At 64.5% G+C, this 14,998-nt stretch carries 12 protein-coding genes; 5 read left to right on the top strand and 7 right to left on the bottom strand.

What is annotated here, in order from left to right; genetic code table 11:
* Positions 1 to 14: 14 nt before the first annotated feature.
* A complete protein-coding gene (locus tag HNE05_RS15495; protein WP_173209005.1) occupies positions 15 to 1,199 on the top strand; it encodes a response regulator in 1,185 nt (394 codons plus the stop codon).
* Positions 1,200 to 1,259: 60 nt separating this feature from the next.
* Here the strand turns inward: HNE05_RS15495 and HNE05_RS15490 are convergent, their stop codons facing one another.
* Entirely contained in the window at positions 1,260 to 3,938 is a 2,679-nt protein-coding gene (locus tag HNE05_RS15490; protein WP_173209002.1) for a bifunctional diguanylate cyclase/phosphodiesterase, read from the bottom strand.
* A gap of 225 nt (positions 3,939 to 4,163) precedes the next feature.
* On the opposite strand from HNE05_RS15490, the gene HNE05_RS15485 reads away from it, so the two are divergent.
* The 3 genes from HNE05_RS15485 (at position 4,164) to bfr (ending at position 7,005) form a co-directional block, all read left to right on the top strand.
* Positions 4,164 to 5,051: a PA4780 family RIO1-like protein kinase gene (locus tag HNE05_RS15485; protein WP_173209000.1), complete on the top strand. Its 888-nt coding sequence runs from the start codon at positions 4,164 to 4,166 to the stop codon at positions 5,049 to 5,051.
* Positions 5,052 to 5,533: 482 nt separating this feature from the next.
* Positions 5,534 to 6,418 carry an EamA family transporter gene (locus HNE05_RS15480; RefSeq protein ID WP_173208998.1) on the top strand — a complete coding sequence of 295 codons (885 nt, stop codon included), beginning with the start codon at positions 5,534 to 5,536 and terminating at the stop codon, positions 6,416 to 6,418.
* A 122-nt stretch (positions 6,419 to 6,540) separates the two neighbouring features.
* Complete coding sequence (bfr, locus tag HNE05_RS15475) at positions 6,541 to 7,005, top strand: bacterioferritin (protein ID WP_173208996.1); 465 nt, start codon at positions 6,541 to 6,543, stop codon at positions 7,003 to 7,005.
* 21 nt (positions 7,006 to 7,026) lie between these two features.
* Here the strand turns inward: bfr and HNE05_RS15470 are convergent, their stop codons facing one another.
* The 5 genes from HNE05_RS15470 to HNE05_RS15450 all read right to left on the bottom strand — a co-directional run bounded on the left by HNE05_RS15470 (position 7,027) and on the right by HNE05_RS15450 (position 13,757).
* On the bottom strand, positions 7,027 to 7,788 hold the full coding sequence (locus tag HNE05_RS15470; protein WP_173208994.1) for a class I SAM-dependent methyltransferase: 762 nt from the start codon (positions 7,786 to 7,788) through the stop codon (positions 7,027 to 7,029).
* Positions 7,789 to 8,036: 248 nt separating this feature from the next.
* On the bottom strand, positions 8,037 to 10,226 hold the full coding sequence (locus HNE05_RS15465) for a TonB-dependent siderophore receptor (protein WP_173208992.1): 2,190 nt from the start codon (positions 10,224 to 10,226) through the stop codon (positions 8,037 to 8,039).
* Between the two features lie 211 nt (positions 10,227 to 10,437).
* Entirely contained in the window at positions 10,438 to 10,848 is a 411-nt protein-coding gene (cueR, locus tag HNE05_RS15460) for a Cu(I)-responsive transcriptional regulator (protein ID WP_173208990.1), read from the bottom strand.
* Positions 10,849 to 10,918: 70 nt separating this feature from the next.
* Complete coding sequence (locus tag HNE05_RS15455; protein WP_173208988.1) at positions 10,919 to 13,297, bottom strand: heavy metal translocating P-type ATPase; 2,379 nt, start codon at positions 13,295 to 13,297, stop codon at positions 10,919 to 10,921.
* 85 nt (positions 13,298 to 13,382) lie between these two features.
* Positions 13,383 to 13,757 (bottom strand): hypothetical protein, encoded by a 375-nt coding sequence (locus tag HNE05_RS15450; RefSeq protein ID WP_173208986.1) that lies wholly within the window; start codon positions 13,755 to 13,757, stop codon positions 13,383 to 13,385.
* A 109-nt stretch (positions 13,758 to 13,866) separates the two neighbouring features.
* Here HNE05_RS15450 and HNE05_RS15445 point away from each other — a divergent pair, with 109 nt between their 5' ends.
* Positions 13,867 to 14,064: a heavy-metal-associated domain-containing protein gene (locus tag HNE05_RS15445; RefSeq protein ID WP_173208984.1), complete on the top strand. Its 198-nt coding sequence runs from the start codon at positions 13,867 to 13,869 to the stop codon at positions 14,062 to 14,064.
* A 251-nt stretch (positions 14,065 to 14,315) separates the two neighbouring features.
* Here the strand turns inward: HNE05_RS15445 and HNE05_RS15440 are convergent, their stop codons facing one another.
* Entirely contained in the window at positions 14,316 to 14,981 is a 666-nt protein-coding gene (locus tag HNE05_RS15440; RefSeq protein ID WP_173208982.1) for a TetR family transcriptional regulator, read from the bottom strand.
* Positions 14,982 to 14,998 lie beyond the last annotated feature (17 nt).

Here is a 14,998-nt window from a genome sequence, read left to right as displayed (position 1 = left end):
ACTGGGAGAGGTAAATGGACGACATGCTCGATCGGCCCGATCAGCCGCTGGTGCTGGTGGTGGATGACACCCCGGAGAACCTCGAACTGATGAGCGAGCTGCTGCTCGGCAGCTACCGGGTCAAGGTCGCCAGCAATGGCGCCAAGGCCCTGCGCATCGCCGCCGGCGACCCGCAGCCGGACTTGATCCTGCTCGACATCATGATGCCGGAGATGGACGGCTACGAAGTCTGCCAGCGGCTCAAGGCCGATCCGGCCACGGCGCAGATCCCGGTGGTGTTCCTCACCGCCAAGACCGAGCAGGCCGACGAACAGCACGGCTTCGACCTGGGCGCGGTGGATTACATCACCAAGCCGATCAGCCCGCCGATCGTCCTCGCCCGCGTGCATGCGCAGCTGCAGCTCAAGGCCAGCGCGGATTTCCTGCGTGACAAGAGCGAATACCTGGAGCTGGAAGTGCGCCGGCGTACCCGCGACATGCAGCGTCTGCAGGAAGTGACCATCGAGGCCATGGCCAGCCTGGCGGCGATGCGCGATAACCCCTGCGGCAAGCACCTGGCGCGGGTCGAACCCTACATGACCACTCTGGCTACGGCCCTGGCTAATCAACAACCCCTGCTGGCCGAGGAGCTGAGTGCCGAGCGGATTGCCCAGTTGGGCAAGGCGGCGTTGCTGCACGGCATCGGCAAGCTGGTGCTGCCGGACCGCATCCTGCTCAGCCCGGTGCCGTTGCAGGGCGCCGACCTGCAACTGCTGCACCGGCATGCCGAGGCCGGGCGCGATGCTTTGTTAGCGGCCGAGTCGAAGCTGGGCAGCGTCACCGACTTCCTCCGCGATGCCCGCGATATTGTCTACAGCCAGCACGAACACTGGGACGGCAGTGGTTACCCGCAGGGCCTGCGCGGCGAGCAGATTCCCCTGGCGGCACGCCTGATGGCGCTGATCGGCGGTTATGAGGAGTTGACCAGCCATCATCTCTACCGGCGCTCGGTCAGCCATGCCGATGCCGTGCAGCAGATCAGTGCGGCCAGCGGTACACGCTTCGACCCTTCGGTGGTGCTGGCCTTTATCGAGGCTGCCGATGCCTTCGCCGAGATTGCCTTGCGCCTGGCCGACGATGCGGCGTCCATTCACTGCGAGTTGCAGCGGCTGGACGACTCGCTGGGGGAGACCATCGAACTGACGTTGCCGGCAAGCTGAGTAGGGTGCGCCGTGTGCACCGCAGGCCTGCATGGGGTTTGGGGTGCGCGCCGGCGTACCCTACAGGCTCATGCTCTTGTCGGGCGATTTGTCATAGGCCGTGCGCCAGCGTTCCACCTCGGCGGCGGGCATTGGCCGGCCGAAGTAGTAGCCCTGGGCAATATCACAGCCCAGGCGGCTGAGGGCAGCGGCGGTGGCCTCGTCTTCCACGCCTTCGGCCACCACCTGCATGGAGAAGTTGTGCGCCAGGGCCAAGGTCGATTGCACGATCATGGCGTCGGAGGCGTTGTGGGTCATGGCCGAAACGAAGGTGCGGTCGATCTTCAGCAGCTGGGTGGGCAGGCGCTTGAGGTAGGCCAGCGACGAGTAGCCGGTGCCGAAATCATCGATCGACAGGGTTACGCCCAGCTCGCGGATGGCCAGCAGGCTGTGCAGGGCCCGCTCCGGGTCGGCCATCAGGGCGCCTTCGGTGACTTCCAGTTCCAGCCATTCGGCAGCGACCTGGTGGCTGGCGAGCAGCTCGCGCAGTTCTTCGGTGAAGCCGGGGTTGAGCAGGTTGTGCGGGCTGATGTTGACTGCCAGGCAGGTGCCCAGGCCTTGTTCCTGCCAGCGGCGCAGCTGGCCGAGGGCTTCATCCAGGACCCAATGGGTGAGTGGGTGAATCAGCTCGGTATTTTCCGCCAGGGGAATGAAATCGCCTGGCGGGATCATGCCTTTTTCCGGGTGTGGCCAGCGTAGCAGGGCCTCGAAACCGACCACCTGGCGGTCGCTCAGGCGGATCTTCGGTTGATAGTGCAGGGTCAGGCTATTCTCGCGGATCGCCCGACTGAGCTGGGTGTGCAGGGCCAGGCGCTCGGGGGTGTGGTTGTCGCTGTCGCTGTGGTAGACGACGAATTCACGGCGCTCGCGCTTGGCCTGGTACATGGCAATGTCGGCGCAGCGCAGCAGGCCATGGCTGGTCTGGGCGTGCTCGGGGAACAGCGCCACGCCGATGCTGGCGCTGAGCTCCAGGTGGATACCATCCACCTGCAGGGGGCGGGCGATGATCTGGGCGATACCGTTGCACAGGCCGGTGAGTGCCGCCTGGTCGGCCAGGTGCGCGGAAACCACCGCCATCTCGTCGCCACCCAGGCGGGCGATTTCGGCGTTCTGCTCGTGCAGCCAGTGCTGCAGGCGTTGCCCCAGTTCGGTCAGCACCTGGTCGCCATGCTGATGGCCCAGGGTGTCGTTGACCTCCTTGAAGCGGTTCATGTCCAGCAACAGTACGGCAAAGGGCTGGGCATCGGCGGCGTTCAGGCGCTGCTCGATATGGCGGTTGAGCCAGTAGCGGTTGGGCAGACGGGTGAGGCTGTCGTGGCTGGCGAGAAATTCCTGCTCGACCAGGTAGCGCTTGCGTTCGGTGATGTCATGCAGCACGCCCAGCAGCAGGTCGCGGTCGCGCCAGCGGAACAGCGATATGCGCACTTCGCAATCGAACGGCTCGCCGTTGTCCAAGCGCTGGAATTGCCACTCGAATTGCTGCTCCTGCCCGGCCAGTATGTTGTCGAACAGCCGGCCGGCACGTTGAGTCGACAGGCTGCCGTCGGGTTGCTGCTCGGGTGACAGCGTCGAGGGCCGGCGCCCGCTCAGGGTCTCGGCCGCGCTGAGGCCGAACATCCGTGCGACGACCGGGTTGGCCGTGAGGATCTTGCCATCGCTATCGGTCAGCAGCAGGCCGTCGGTGACATCGGTGAACAGGCGCCGGTAGAAATCTTCGTCCTGGCTGAGCTGGCGGATCAGGCGTTGCAGCAGCGTGGCGGCCAGGGCGAGCAGCAGCAGGCTGGCGGCCAGCAGAGTCAGGGTCAGGCCGCTGCGGCGCAGCCAGGGGCCGTAGAAACTGCTGCGGGTCTCGCCAATGACGGCAGCCAGGGGGAAGCGTGGCGAAGGGGTGATCACATACAGCGATGGCTCGCCCGCAATGCTGGGGGTTTCGACGAAGCTGGAGATCTGTTGCGGGTTGGGCTTGAGCAGCAGCGACTCTACCGGCAGTGATTGGCCGATATAACGCTCGGGATAGGGCGTACGGTAGAGAATCACCCCCTGGGCGGAAAGCAGGCCGCCATTCATGCCATGTTGCAGTCCCAGGTGTTCGATGAGGTTGGCGAATCTGTCCGTCGCCAGCAGCGCCCCTAACTGCAGCGGCGCGGCGCCTGTGGCTTGCACCTCGAGAGTCAGCGGCAGCAGGAAACCCGACTGTCCATTGATGCGCAGCGGGTTGTGCAGGGGACTGTGCAACGGGCCGTTGAGCGGGGTGCTGTGCAGCTGCTGCAGGGATTCGTGCAGGGGCAGGCCGTGTGCGGGCTGGCCGTTGATATCGATGATGAACAGCGCGCCCTCGACGCGCGCATACAGGTAGCTGGAGACCGGGTCATAGCGCATGGCATCGCGCAGCGCGGCATAAATGGACTCGGCGTCGGTGCGGCGCACGCCCTGCTGCGCCAGGTTCTGGCCGGCCACGCGAATGCTCTCGTAGCTTTGCAGCAGCAGGGCGCTGGTGTAACCCTCCAGGGCCCGCGACAGCGCGGTCATGCTGTGGCGGTGCTGGTCTCGGTTGCTCTGGTAGTCACGCAGAATGCTCCAGCCGCTGAAGCCTACGCTCAGCAGCAGTGCCAGGGCGACGCTGATGGCAAAGGTGCGGCTGATACGCCGCTGCTGCAGACCGTGTTGGCGGTGGATGATCCTGTCGAGGTTGAGGGGCATAAGGCGCGCTGGCAATGGTGCAAAGGCTCAAGCTTAGACGATGGCCCATTGCTATCGCCAGGTTTCCCGGCCCCTGGCGCGCGCGGCCTGGCGGCGTGCCAGAATGGCTTGCCTCGCGCCCGGGAACGAAACGAGAACAGACCCTAATCTGGGCGAGACCGCCGGATTGCCGTATAACGGCAGCATTTCCTCCAGCCTTTTTCGACAGGACCCTTAGCCCGCGCAATGAAGACCCCGAAACGCCTGGAACCCGTGCTTGAAGATGGTTTGATCGACGAGGTGATCCGTCCGCTGATGAGCGGCAAGGAAGCCGCCGTGTATGTCGTGCGCTGCGGCAGCGAATTGCGCTGCGCCAAGGTCTACAAGGAAGCCAACAAGCGCGGCTTCCGCCAGGCCGCCGAGTACCAGGAAGGCCGCAAGACCCGCAACAGCCGCGACGCCCGCGCCATGGCCAAGGGCAGCAAGCATGGCCGCAAGGAGCAGGAAGAGGCCTGGCAGAACGCCGAAGTGGCCGCCCTGTTCCGTCTGGCTGCCGCCGGTGTGCGGGTGCCCACGCCCTACGACTACATGGATGGTGTGCTGCTCATGGAGCTGGTCGGCGACGGCAGCGGCGATGTCGCTCCGCGCCTGAACGATGTCGATCTGTTGCCTGACGATGCTCGCGAATTTCACGCGTTCATGATCGGCGAAATCGTCAAGATGCTGTGCGCCGGTCTGGTGCATGGCGATCTTTCCGAATTCAACGTGCTGCTCGGCCCGGAAGGCCCGGTGATCATCGACCTGCCGCAGGCGGTGGACGCGGCGGCGAACAACCATGCCTTCAGCATGCTCGAACGCGATGTGCGCAACATGGCCGAGTACTTCGGTCAGTTCGCCCCCGAGCTGCTCTACACCAAGTACGCCAAGGAAATGTGGGCGTTGTTCGAGGCCGGCGAGCTGACCCCGGAAAGCCCGCTGACCGGCGAGTTCGACGAGCCGGAAGAAGAGGCCGACGTCGAGGCAGTGATGCGCGAGATCAAGGCCGCCCTGGCCGAACAGGCGCGCCTGGAAGCCCTGCGCAACGCCGAAGACGCCCCGCGCGACGAGCCCCCGCCACCGCCCTGGGCCAGCTGATTGCTGCACAGGAAAACGCCCGCTCCATAGCCTGATGCTGTTCGCTGAAGATAACGCCGCAATTTCGCCCAGGAATTGCGGCGTTTTTTCTGCGCAGGGCAAACTGTAGGAGCGAGCTCTGCTCGCGAACTGGGCACCCTCGAAAGCTTCGCGAGCAGAGCTCGCTCCTACGGTCTGGATGCTTTACCTGCCCCTACCGTTGCCACGGGCTTTTCAGCCAGCCGTAGCCCGGATGCAATCCGGGAGCGGAGCTGCCTGTTTCCCAGATTGCATCCGGGCTACAACAACTGGTAGCCCTTCACCGATGTGCCGCCCGCTTTGCTCCCTCTCCCGTTTACGGGAGAGGGCTGGGGAGAGGGGAGAGGGGAGTATGAATCGCCCCGCGCTTTGCGTGATCGCCAGCATGCTGTTACTCGGCAACTGTATCGCTGCACGGCTTACGGCAACTGCTAGTGTGCGGGGAGTTTGTTCGGAGCTCCGCCATGTCTGTGCCGCATATCCTCCTGGCCCTGCTGGTTACCCTGATCTGGGGCGTCAATTTCGTGGTGATCAAGGTCGGTCTGCAGGACTTTCCGCCGCTGCTGTTCTGCGCCCTGCGCTTCGCCCTGGCGGCGTTGCCGTTGTTGTTCCTGCGTGGCCCGCTGCCGGCGCCGTGGTGGCGCATCGTGCAGATCGGCCTGTTGCTCGGGGTGCTCAAGTTCGGCCTGTTGTTCGTCGGCATGTACCTGGGCATGCCGGCCGGGCTGTCGTCGCTGGTGCTGCAGAGCCAGGTGTTCTTCACCGTGCTGATCGCCGCCCTGCTGCTGGGCGAGCGGCCCACGGCGCGGGCGCTGTTCGGCTTGCTGTTGGCGGCGGCTGGCCTGCTGTTGATCGGCTGGCAGCGGCCGCTGGGTAACAGCCTGCTGGCTTTCGCTTTGGTGGTCGCCGCCGCGCTGGCCTGGGCCTGCGCCAATATCGCCACCAAACGCTCCGGCGCCAGCGACATGCTGCGCCTTATCTGCTGGGTCAGCCTGGTGCCGGTGCTGCCGCTGCTGGGCCTGTCCTACCTGTTCGAGGGGCCGCAGGCGATCACTACGGCGTTGACCCAGGCCAGCTGGAGCGGTGTCGGCGCGTTGCTGTATATCGCCTTCCTCGCCACCACCATCGGCTTCGCCATCTGGAGTTTCCTGCTGCGCCGTTACCCGGCCAGCCTGGTTGCACCTTTTGCCCTGGCGGTGCCGGTATCGGGGCTGCTGGCCGGCTGGTTGCTGCTCGGTGAGTCGCTCACGGTGCTGGGCTGGCTGGCCTGTTTGCTGGTGTTCGGCGGCCTGGCCATTACGGTCCTGCCACGGTCTTTTCCGGGCTTCGCAAAAAGCCCTGCAGCCTAGCTGCCATGCGGCTTTGGCGAAATACGAATCGCTCCGTTAGCTGGGGCATTTACAGGCTTGACCATTGCTCGAACAGGGTCGAAGCTTCTCTCCTGATCCGCTGTTTCGTGAAGGACATTCCCATGCAAGGCCAGGCTGAAGTCGTCGAATATCTCAAGGATCTGCTGCGCGGCGAGCTTGCCGCCCGCGACCAGTATTTCCTGCATTCGCGCATGTATCAGGACTGGGGCTTCAGCAAGCTCTACGAACGCCTCAACCACGAGATGGAGGAGGAGACCGAACACGCCGATGCCCTGCTGCAACGCATCCTGTTTCTCGAAGCCACCCCGGACATGACGCCCAAGGCGATCCAGCCGGGCGCCACCGTGCCGGACATGCTGCGTGCCGACCTCAAGCTGGAATACGAGGTGCGCGAAGCCCTGAGCAAGGGCATGACCCTGTGCGAGAAACACAAGGACTACATCAGCCGCGACATGCTCGGCCTGCAGCTGAAAGACACCGAGGAAGACCACGCCTACTGGCTGGAACAGCAGCTCGGCCTGATCGACCGCGTCGGCCTGCAGAACTACCTGCAATCGCAGGCCTGAAAGCTGGCTAGGCGGCAGGTTTCATGCGAAGTAGTCCTGCTGACCCATGACCTGCCCTCGGTGGAAGTTATAGGCGCGGATGTCGAACTCTCCGTCGATGGGGGTTGCGCCTTTTGTCACCATCACGAAGCCATCATTGATGCTCACTTCATCGAAGAGCCCAGGTGCCGCTACTGATGCCAGGACGATGTCGATGATCAGGTTGGCCATGGATGGCTTCTCTGCAAAACCTTCATTCAGTCCCTTGAAGTCACAAGCCTGATGCGCCCAAGCCCAGTCTTCAATGATGTAGGTACCGCCGGCGCGTAGTTTGGGAAAAAGGAAGTTGAAAGAGGCGCGCGTTTCATCAAGAAAATGCGACGCGTCATCCACTACCAGATCGAGTGGTGCACTTCCGAAAGTCTCATGGTAGATATCGGAGAGTCGGCTCACATCACTCTGGTCGACACCATAGAAAGGCAGTACCGCACCACTGTTTCCAGGCTCTTGAGCGTATCTGTTGAGAATCCCGACAGGTTGGCTATTGAAGTCGATGGCTACCAGTTTTTCCGGTTTGAACATTTCATTGAGAAAAATGGTGCTTCCTCCCCTGAATATGCCGAGTTCAAAAATGTTCTGGAATGTCTTGCCGGCCAGATGCTCACAGTATTTGTCGAGGTAGCGGCGAGGTTTGCCGAGAATGAAACCATCCTGATTCTTTAGGGTGTATAGGTCGGTAAGTTCGACCATGATCTGGAACTTGCGATCTCCGATACTGAATCGGTTGCCTTCCCACACCAGCATTGCCGAACTCCCTTGCAGTCATTTTTTAGCTTCGCGGCAGGATAACACCGGGGTCGAGGCCCACCAATGCTGTTCTGCCGACGGATGGGGCGGCCATGATGTAGATGGGGAGTATTGGCAGCGCGAGGCGTTTTGCGAGCCCAGCTTGGGTAGGTGTCTGCTGTTGAGTTTTCCTGGCGTCAAGCATGAGAAAAGGGAGCCCGGGCTCCCTTTTCTCTATCCATCTAGTTGTTATGTGGGCAGGTTAGTTACAGCGTCCACTTCACGCTGAGCATGGCGTTGCGCGGCGCGCCGTAGTTCAAGTTGCCGAAGTCGATGCCACTGTAATAGTGCTTGTCGAACAGGTTGTTGATGTTGACGCGGGTGTCGATGTGCTCGTTGACCTTGTAGCCCACCATCAGGCCGACCAGGGAGTAGTCCTCCTGCTCGTAGCCTTCCGGGCTCTCGGTTGAGCTCTGGCTGATCACGTCGCCACCGACGCGCCACTGGTGCAGTTCGCCCGGCAGGTTGTAGACGGTGGCCAGCTTGTACAGATGACGCGGGATGGTCGGATCGAAGTATTCGCCTTCGTTGTCCTCGTTGGCATCCTGCTTGTACTTGGCTTCGACATAGGTGTACGACGCGCTGGCGTTCCAGTTCTCGGTCAGCGCACCGCTGACTTCGAAGTCGAGACCCTGGCTGCGCACCTTGCCTGATGCACGCTGGCAGTAAGGCGAAGTCGGGTTGCTTGGGCACGGGGTCGGGCCGCTGGTGTCTTCGACGGCGCGATTCAGCTGGTCGACCTGGAACAGCGCTACGGTGGCATTCACCGCGCCGTCCAGGTACTCGCCCTTGAGGCCGATCTCGTAGTTCTCACCTTCGATTGGCTTGAGCACGCTGCCGCTGGCGTCGAGGGCCTGCTGCGGTTTGAAAATGTCGGTGTAGCTGGTGTAGACCGAGTAGGTCTCGTTCAGGTCGTAGATCACCCCGGCGTAGCGGGTCAGGTTGCGGGTGACCTTGTAGCTGGAGGTCTCGGTGGCGAACTCGTGCCAATCGAGACGGGCACCGACGATTACCTTCAGCGGATCGGCGACGTTGAAGCGGCTGGTGACGTAAGTGCCTGTCTGGGTTTCGTCGGTCTTCAGACCCCACAGGCGCATGTTGTAGCTCGGCTTGTCGGTGTTGCTCGGGTCCCAGTCATCCGGGTCGAAGCCAACGGCCGCGCCGCTACCGTCCGAGTAGAGGACATCGCCCCAGCCGCCATGGCCGTCGAAGGCTTCTTCGCGGTAGCTGGTGCCGACGACCAGCTCATGCTCGCGGCCGAGCAGTTGGAACGGGCCGGAGGCGACCGCGTCGTAGCTGCTGTGGTCGTCGGTGTAGACGTACTGGCCGCCACCCTGGTCGATGGTGTCGCAGGCGGTGTAGTAGCAGCTGTTGTACATGCCCAGCATGTGGATGCGCCCCCACATCTTGTTCATCGCCAGCTTCAGCTTCCAATCGTTGTCGAAGCGGTGCTCGATGTCGCTGAACAGCTGGGTGGTCTTGGTATCCCAGTAGGACCAGTCGGCACCGTAGTAGGTGTCGCGGTCGAAACCGAGATCCTCGCCGCCTGGCTTGCTCGGCAGGCCGACCCAGTTGTCGTTCTTGTTGTCGTTCTGGTACGAGGCGCCGACCGTCAGGGTGGTGGCGTCGGTCACGTCCATTTCGGTGATGGCATAGAGCAGGCCGCGCTCGCCGCTGACGTAGTCCTGGAAGCTACCGTTGGTTTGGTAGGCGGTCACGGCGCGACCGCGAATGGTGCCTTCGCTGTTCAGCGGGCCGGAAACGTCGACTTCGGTGCGGTAGGTGTCCCAGGAACCGGCGCTGCCGCTGATGCTGGCCTGCGGCGTGGCGGTCGGACGCTTGCGCACCAGGTTGATGGCGGCGGCCGGGTTGCCGGCACCCTGCATCAGGCCGGTGGCGCCGCGGACGATCTCGACGCGGTCGTACATGGCCAGGTCGGCAGCGGAGATCACGTCCTGGGTGTAGGTGGAGATGCTGGTTGGCAGGCCGTCGTACATGATGTTGTCGACTTCGAAGCCGCGCGCCTTGTAGCTCTGGCGGGCCGGACCGTACTGGTTGACGGTCAGGCCGGGGGTGTACTTGACCACGTCATTGAGGTCTTCCATGCCCTGGTCTTCGATGCGCTGACGGGTAATCACGCTCACCGACTGCGGGGTCTCGCGGATCGACAGCGGCAGCTTGGTGCCGGTGGTCATGGCGCCGGTGGTGTAGGACTGGGTGCCTTCGGTGGTGGCCTGGCCCTTGAGGCCTTGCGCGTCGACCTGAGTGGCCTGCAGCTGCACGGTGCCATCAGTCGGCTCCGCGGCGGTCTGGGTGTCGTCGGCGTAGGCGGTGTGGGCGAAGCACAGGCCGACCGCGATGGCGGCGGCCAGCGGCGACAGATGATGGCGATGCATGTGGTGTGTCCCCTAGACGAGTTCTGGCAGATGTTTCGTTCTGCCCCGCGGTATGCGCGGGTGCGCCGCTCCTCTTGCTCGTCCATGAGGGCAATCGGTTGATTGGGGTGCGGATGCGGCGGCGCGAGTGTAAGGGGATGTAAACTTATCGTAAATAAGAATTTATATCGCTAGAGATATATTTGCATATGCTTTGGATGATCATTGGCGTTTAGCCGTTGTGCCCACTGCAGCAGCCCGCCTCCAGATCCCGCAGGATCGGGCAGTCCGGTCGGTGGTCGCCCTGGCAATGCTCGACCAGCTCGCCAAGGGTGTCGCGTAGGGCGCTCAGCTCCACAATCTTGCGGTTCAGTTCATCGATATGGCGTAGCGCCAGGGCCTTCACGTCGGCGCTGGCGCGCTGGCGGTCCTGCCACAGGGTCAGCAGCTTGCCGACTTCCTCCAGGGAGAAACCGAGGTCGCGCGAGCGCTTGATGAATGCCAGCACATGCAGGTCCTGTGCGCCGTACAGGCGGTAGCCGCTGTCACTGCGCCCGGCCGGGCGCAGCAGGCCGATGGACTCGTAGTAGCGGATCATCTTGGCGGTAAGACCGCTGTGTTTTGCTGCTTGGCCGATGTTCATCACGCATGCCTCATCGAGTTCGTAGCCCGGATGCAATCCGGGACAGGAGTTCCCCCGGATTGCATCCGGGCTACGGTTTCCAGGTATTCAGCAGCAGGGCGTTGCTCACCACGCTGACGCTGGACAGGGCCATGGCCGCGCCGGCGACCATCGGGTTAAGCAGGCCTGCGGCTGCCAGCGGAATACCCACCAGGTTGTAGACGAAGGCCCAGAACAGGTTCTGCTGGATCTTGCGCCAGGTGCGCCGGCTGATGTCCAGCGCCGCCGGCACCAGGCGCGGGTCGCCGCGCATCAGGGTGATGCCGGCCGCGTGCATGGCCACGTCGGTGCCGCCGCCCATGGCGATGCCGACATCGGCGGCGGCCAGGGCCGGGGCGTCGTTGATGCCGTCGCCGACCATGGCCACCACCGCACCCTCGCGTTTCAGGGCGGCGATATGTGCGGCCTTGTCCGCGGGCAGCACCTGGGCATGCACCTGTTCGATGCCCAGGGCGCGACCGACGGCATTGGCGCTGCCGGCGTTGTCGCCGCTGATCAGGTGACTGTGGATGCCTTGCTCGCGCAGGGCGGCGATGGCCTCGGCGGCGCCGGGCTTGAGGCTGTCGCCGAAGGCCAGCAGGCCCAGCACGCGCGGTTGCGGCGCACGTTCCAGCAGCCAGGACAGGGTGCGGCCTTCGCCTTCCCAGTCGGCGGCGGTGGCCTGCAGCGGGCTGTGCAGGCCCAGTTCGTCGAGCAGGCGCTGGTTGCCGAGCAGCAACTGGCGGCCCTCGATCTGGCCCTGGATGCCGCGCCCGCTCAGGGCCTGGCTGTCGCTCAGGGCGGGCAGGGCAATGCCTTGTTCGCGCGCTGCTTGCAGCACGGCGTGCGCCAGCGGGTGTTCGCTGCCTTGTTGCAGGCCGCCGGCCAGGCGCAGCAGTTCGGCTTCATCGATGCTGCTGGGCGCCAGGTGGACGATGCTCGGCTGGCCCGAGGTGAGGGTGCCGGTCTTGTCGAAGGCCACCACGCTGACCTTGTGCGCCAGCTCCAGGGCTTCGGCGTCCTTGATCAGGATGCCGTGGCGCGCCGCCACGCCGGTGCCGGCCATGATCGCCGCAGGTGTGGCCAGGCCGAGGGCGCAGGGGCAGGCGATCACCAGCACCGCCACGGCATTGATCAGCGCCTGCTCCACCCCGGCGCCGGCCAGCAGCCAGCCGGCCAGGGTCAGTGCAGCAATCAGCAGCACGGCCGGCACGAACAGCGCGCTGACCCGGTCCACCAGTTTCTGGATCGGTGCCTTGCCGGCTTGAGCGTCCTCCACCAGGCGGATGATCTGCGCCAGTACGGTTTCGCTGCCGAGGGCGGTGGTGCGCACGATCAGCCGGCCGTCGCCATTGATCGCGCCACCGGTAATGCGGTCGCCCACCTGCTTGGCCACCGGCAGGCTTTCACCACTGATCAGCGCCTCGTCGGCCTGGCTCTGGCCGTCGCTGACCAGGCCGTCCACAGGGAAGCGCTCGCCGGGGCGCACCACCACCAGGTCATCCAGGCGCAACGAACTCAGCGCGACGTCTTCCTCCACGCCGTCGCGCAGGCGGGTGGCGCGTTCCGGGCGCAGGGCTTCGAGCGCGCGGATGGCCGCGCTGGTCTGGCGTTTGGCACGGCTTTCCAGGTACTTGCCGAGCAGCACCAGGGCGATGACCACCGCCGAGGCTTCGAAGTACAGATGCGGCATCGCGTGGGCCCCGGCCGTGGCCCACAGGTACAGGCTCAGGCCGTAGCCGGCGCTGGTGCCGAGGGCGACCAGCAGGTCCATGTTGCCGCTGCCGGCGCGCACGGCCTTCCAGGCGGCGACATAGAAGCGCGCGCCGAGGATGAACTGCACCGGGGTGGCCAGGGCGAACTGCACCCAGGCCGGCAGCATCCAGTGCAGGCCGAACCACTCGGCCAGCATCGGCACCACGAGAGGGGCGGACAGTACGATGGCCAGCAGAACGGCCAGGCGTTCACGGCGCAGGGCGAGCTGCGGGTCGCGCGGCGGCGCACTGTCGAGCAGGCGCGCCGAATAACCGGCGGCTGCGACGGCGGCGATCAGCGCGCTGCTGGACGAACCCGTCAGCCATTCGACACGGGCGCGCTCGCTGGCCAGGTTGACGCTGACGGCTTTGACTCCGGGCACTTTGCCCAGCGCGCGCTCGATACGCCCGGCGCAGCTGGCGCAGGTCATGCCGCCGAGCTGCAGCTCTACCGATTGCAGGGGCACGCCATAGCCGGCCTGTTGCACGGCGGCGATCAGGCTCGGCAGGCTGCCCGCCGGCGCGTCGAGCTGGGCGCGCTCAGTGGCCAGGTTGACGCTGATGGTCTGCGTGCCCGCCACCTTTCCCAGCGCGCGCTCGATGCGGCCGGCACAGCTGGCGCAGGTCATGCCGCTCAGGGGCAGGTCGAAACGGGTGAGCGGGGCGCTGCTGTTCATGGGCGTCTCCTTGAGGCGAGTGCCCCAAGGATCAACCTTAACCTAATGGCAAGGTCAAGTGCCCGGATCGCTACCGGGCATGGCCCTAGGGCTGCACTTGCAGCAGCGTCAGGCCGCCAACATCCAGGGCGATGCGGTATTGCTGCACGGCGCCGGCCTGAACCTGCACGCGGGTGCTGCGAACCTGCTCGAAGCTCGGCTCGCAGCCCAGGCCGCCCATGTAGCCCAGGCGGATGGCGACTTCGCCCGGGGGCAGGTTGAAGGAGGCCGACTGGCCCTGATAGATACGCGCGGCCAGGCGATCCTGCAGGTAGATGCCGATATCGCAGGTGGTGGCCGCTTCGAGGCGGTCGCGGGCGATGATCAGCACCCCGTAGTAGGGCGGCTCGCTGCTCAGCTCAGCGGCGCTCAGCGGGTTGCAGCAGAGCAGGGCGACAAGCAGGGTGAATAGTGGGCGCATCGGTTTCTCCTCGTTACCTGTTCTGTATCGGCGTGCTGCCGCGAGGCTTGACCTTGCCATGGTGGCAAGCTGGATGCTGGTTGCACAGCCAACCGAAGAGAGTAATCCCATGCACATCCTGAAAGTTTCTGGCATGTCCTGTGGCCACTGCGTGCGCGCCATCACTCAGGCTGTGCGCGCCCTGGATGACGCAGCCGAGGTGCAGATCGATCTGGCGGCCGGTGAAGTCCGGGTGGCCAGTCGGCTGAGTCCGCAGCAGTTGCTGCAGGCGGTGCGTGACGAAGGCTATGGCGCCGAGCTGGCCTGAGGGCAAGGCCGGCTGTGCGGTAGTTCTGTTCACTCAAGAAAACGCCGCGATTTCGCACAGGAACCGCGGCGCTTTTTTCTGCGCAGGGCCAACTGTAGGAGCGAGCTCTGCTCGCGAACGGGGCCTCGCATAAAGCATTGCGAGCAGAGCTCGCTCCTACGGTCTGAGTGCTTTATCTACCCCAGCACCGTTTGTCGTAGCCCGGATGCAATCCGGGAAACAGGCAGCTCCGCTCCCGGATTGCATCCGGGCTACAACGCTGGCTGCAGGGCATCGGTCCCGTTGGATGCTGCTGGCGGGTTCCACTCGCGGACCAGACCGCGCAGCAGGGCGTCGATCAGGCCGGCGGTGTCCTGCAGCGGGTCGAACAGGCTCTGGTCCCGCGTCCAGTCGGTAAACAGGCCGATGAGCAGGGCGTGCAGCGCCCGTGCTGCCAGTCCTGGGCTCACCCCCGGTTGCAGGCGTGGCTTGCACGCGGGGCGCGCCAGCAGCTCTTCGACCAGGCGGATGAACTGGTTGATGAAGGCGTTGTGACGCTCCTCCGCCTCGCGCAGTTCGGCAGTAAATTCGCAGCGATGCAGGAGGATGGTGAAGATGCGCCGCTTCTGCTCGTCGCGGGCCAGATTCTCGATGGCGCCAATACACAGGTCGCGCAGCGACAGCAGCGGGTCGACGCCATCGCAGCCGGACAGGCGTTCAGTCAGTTGCTCGGGGGGCAAGCGAACCTGGCTGAGCATCTCGTGGAACAGATGTGCCTTGTTTTCGAAGTGCCAGTACACCGCGCCGCGGGTCACCCCCGCCGCCGTGGCTATCTGCTCCAGGGTGCTGTGGGCCACGCCTTTTTCCAGAAACAACAGTTCAGCGGCCGCCAGGATGGCGGTGCGGGTCTGTTCGGCTTGTTCTTTGGTTCTGCGCATGGCGTGACGATTGAATC

It is taken from the genome of Pseudomonas campi (assembly GCF_013200955.2).
GTDB classification, from domain to species: domain Bacteria; phylum Pseudomonadota; class Gammaproteobacteria; order Pseudomonadales; family Pseudomonadaceae; genus Aquipseudomonas; species Aquipseudomonas campi.
Note: the sequence above shows the minus strand (reverse complement) of the source record. Positions and strands in the feature narration are given on the sequence as shown.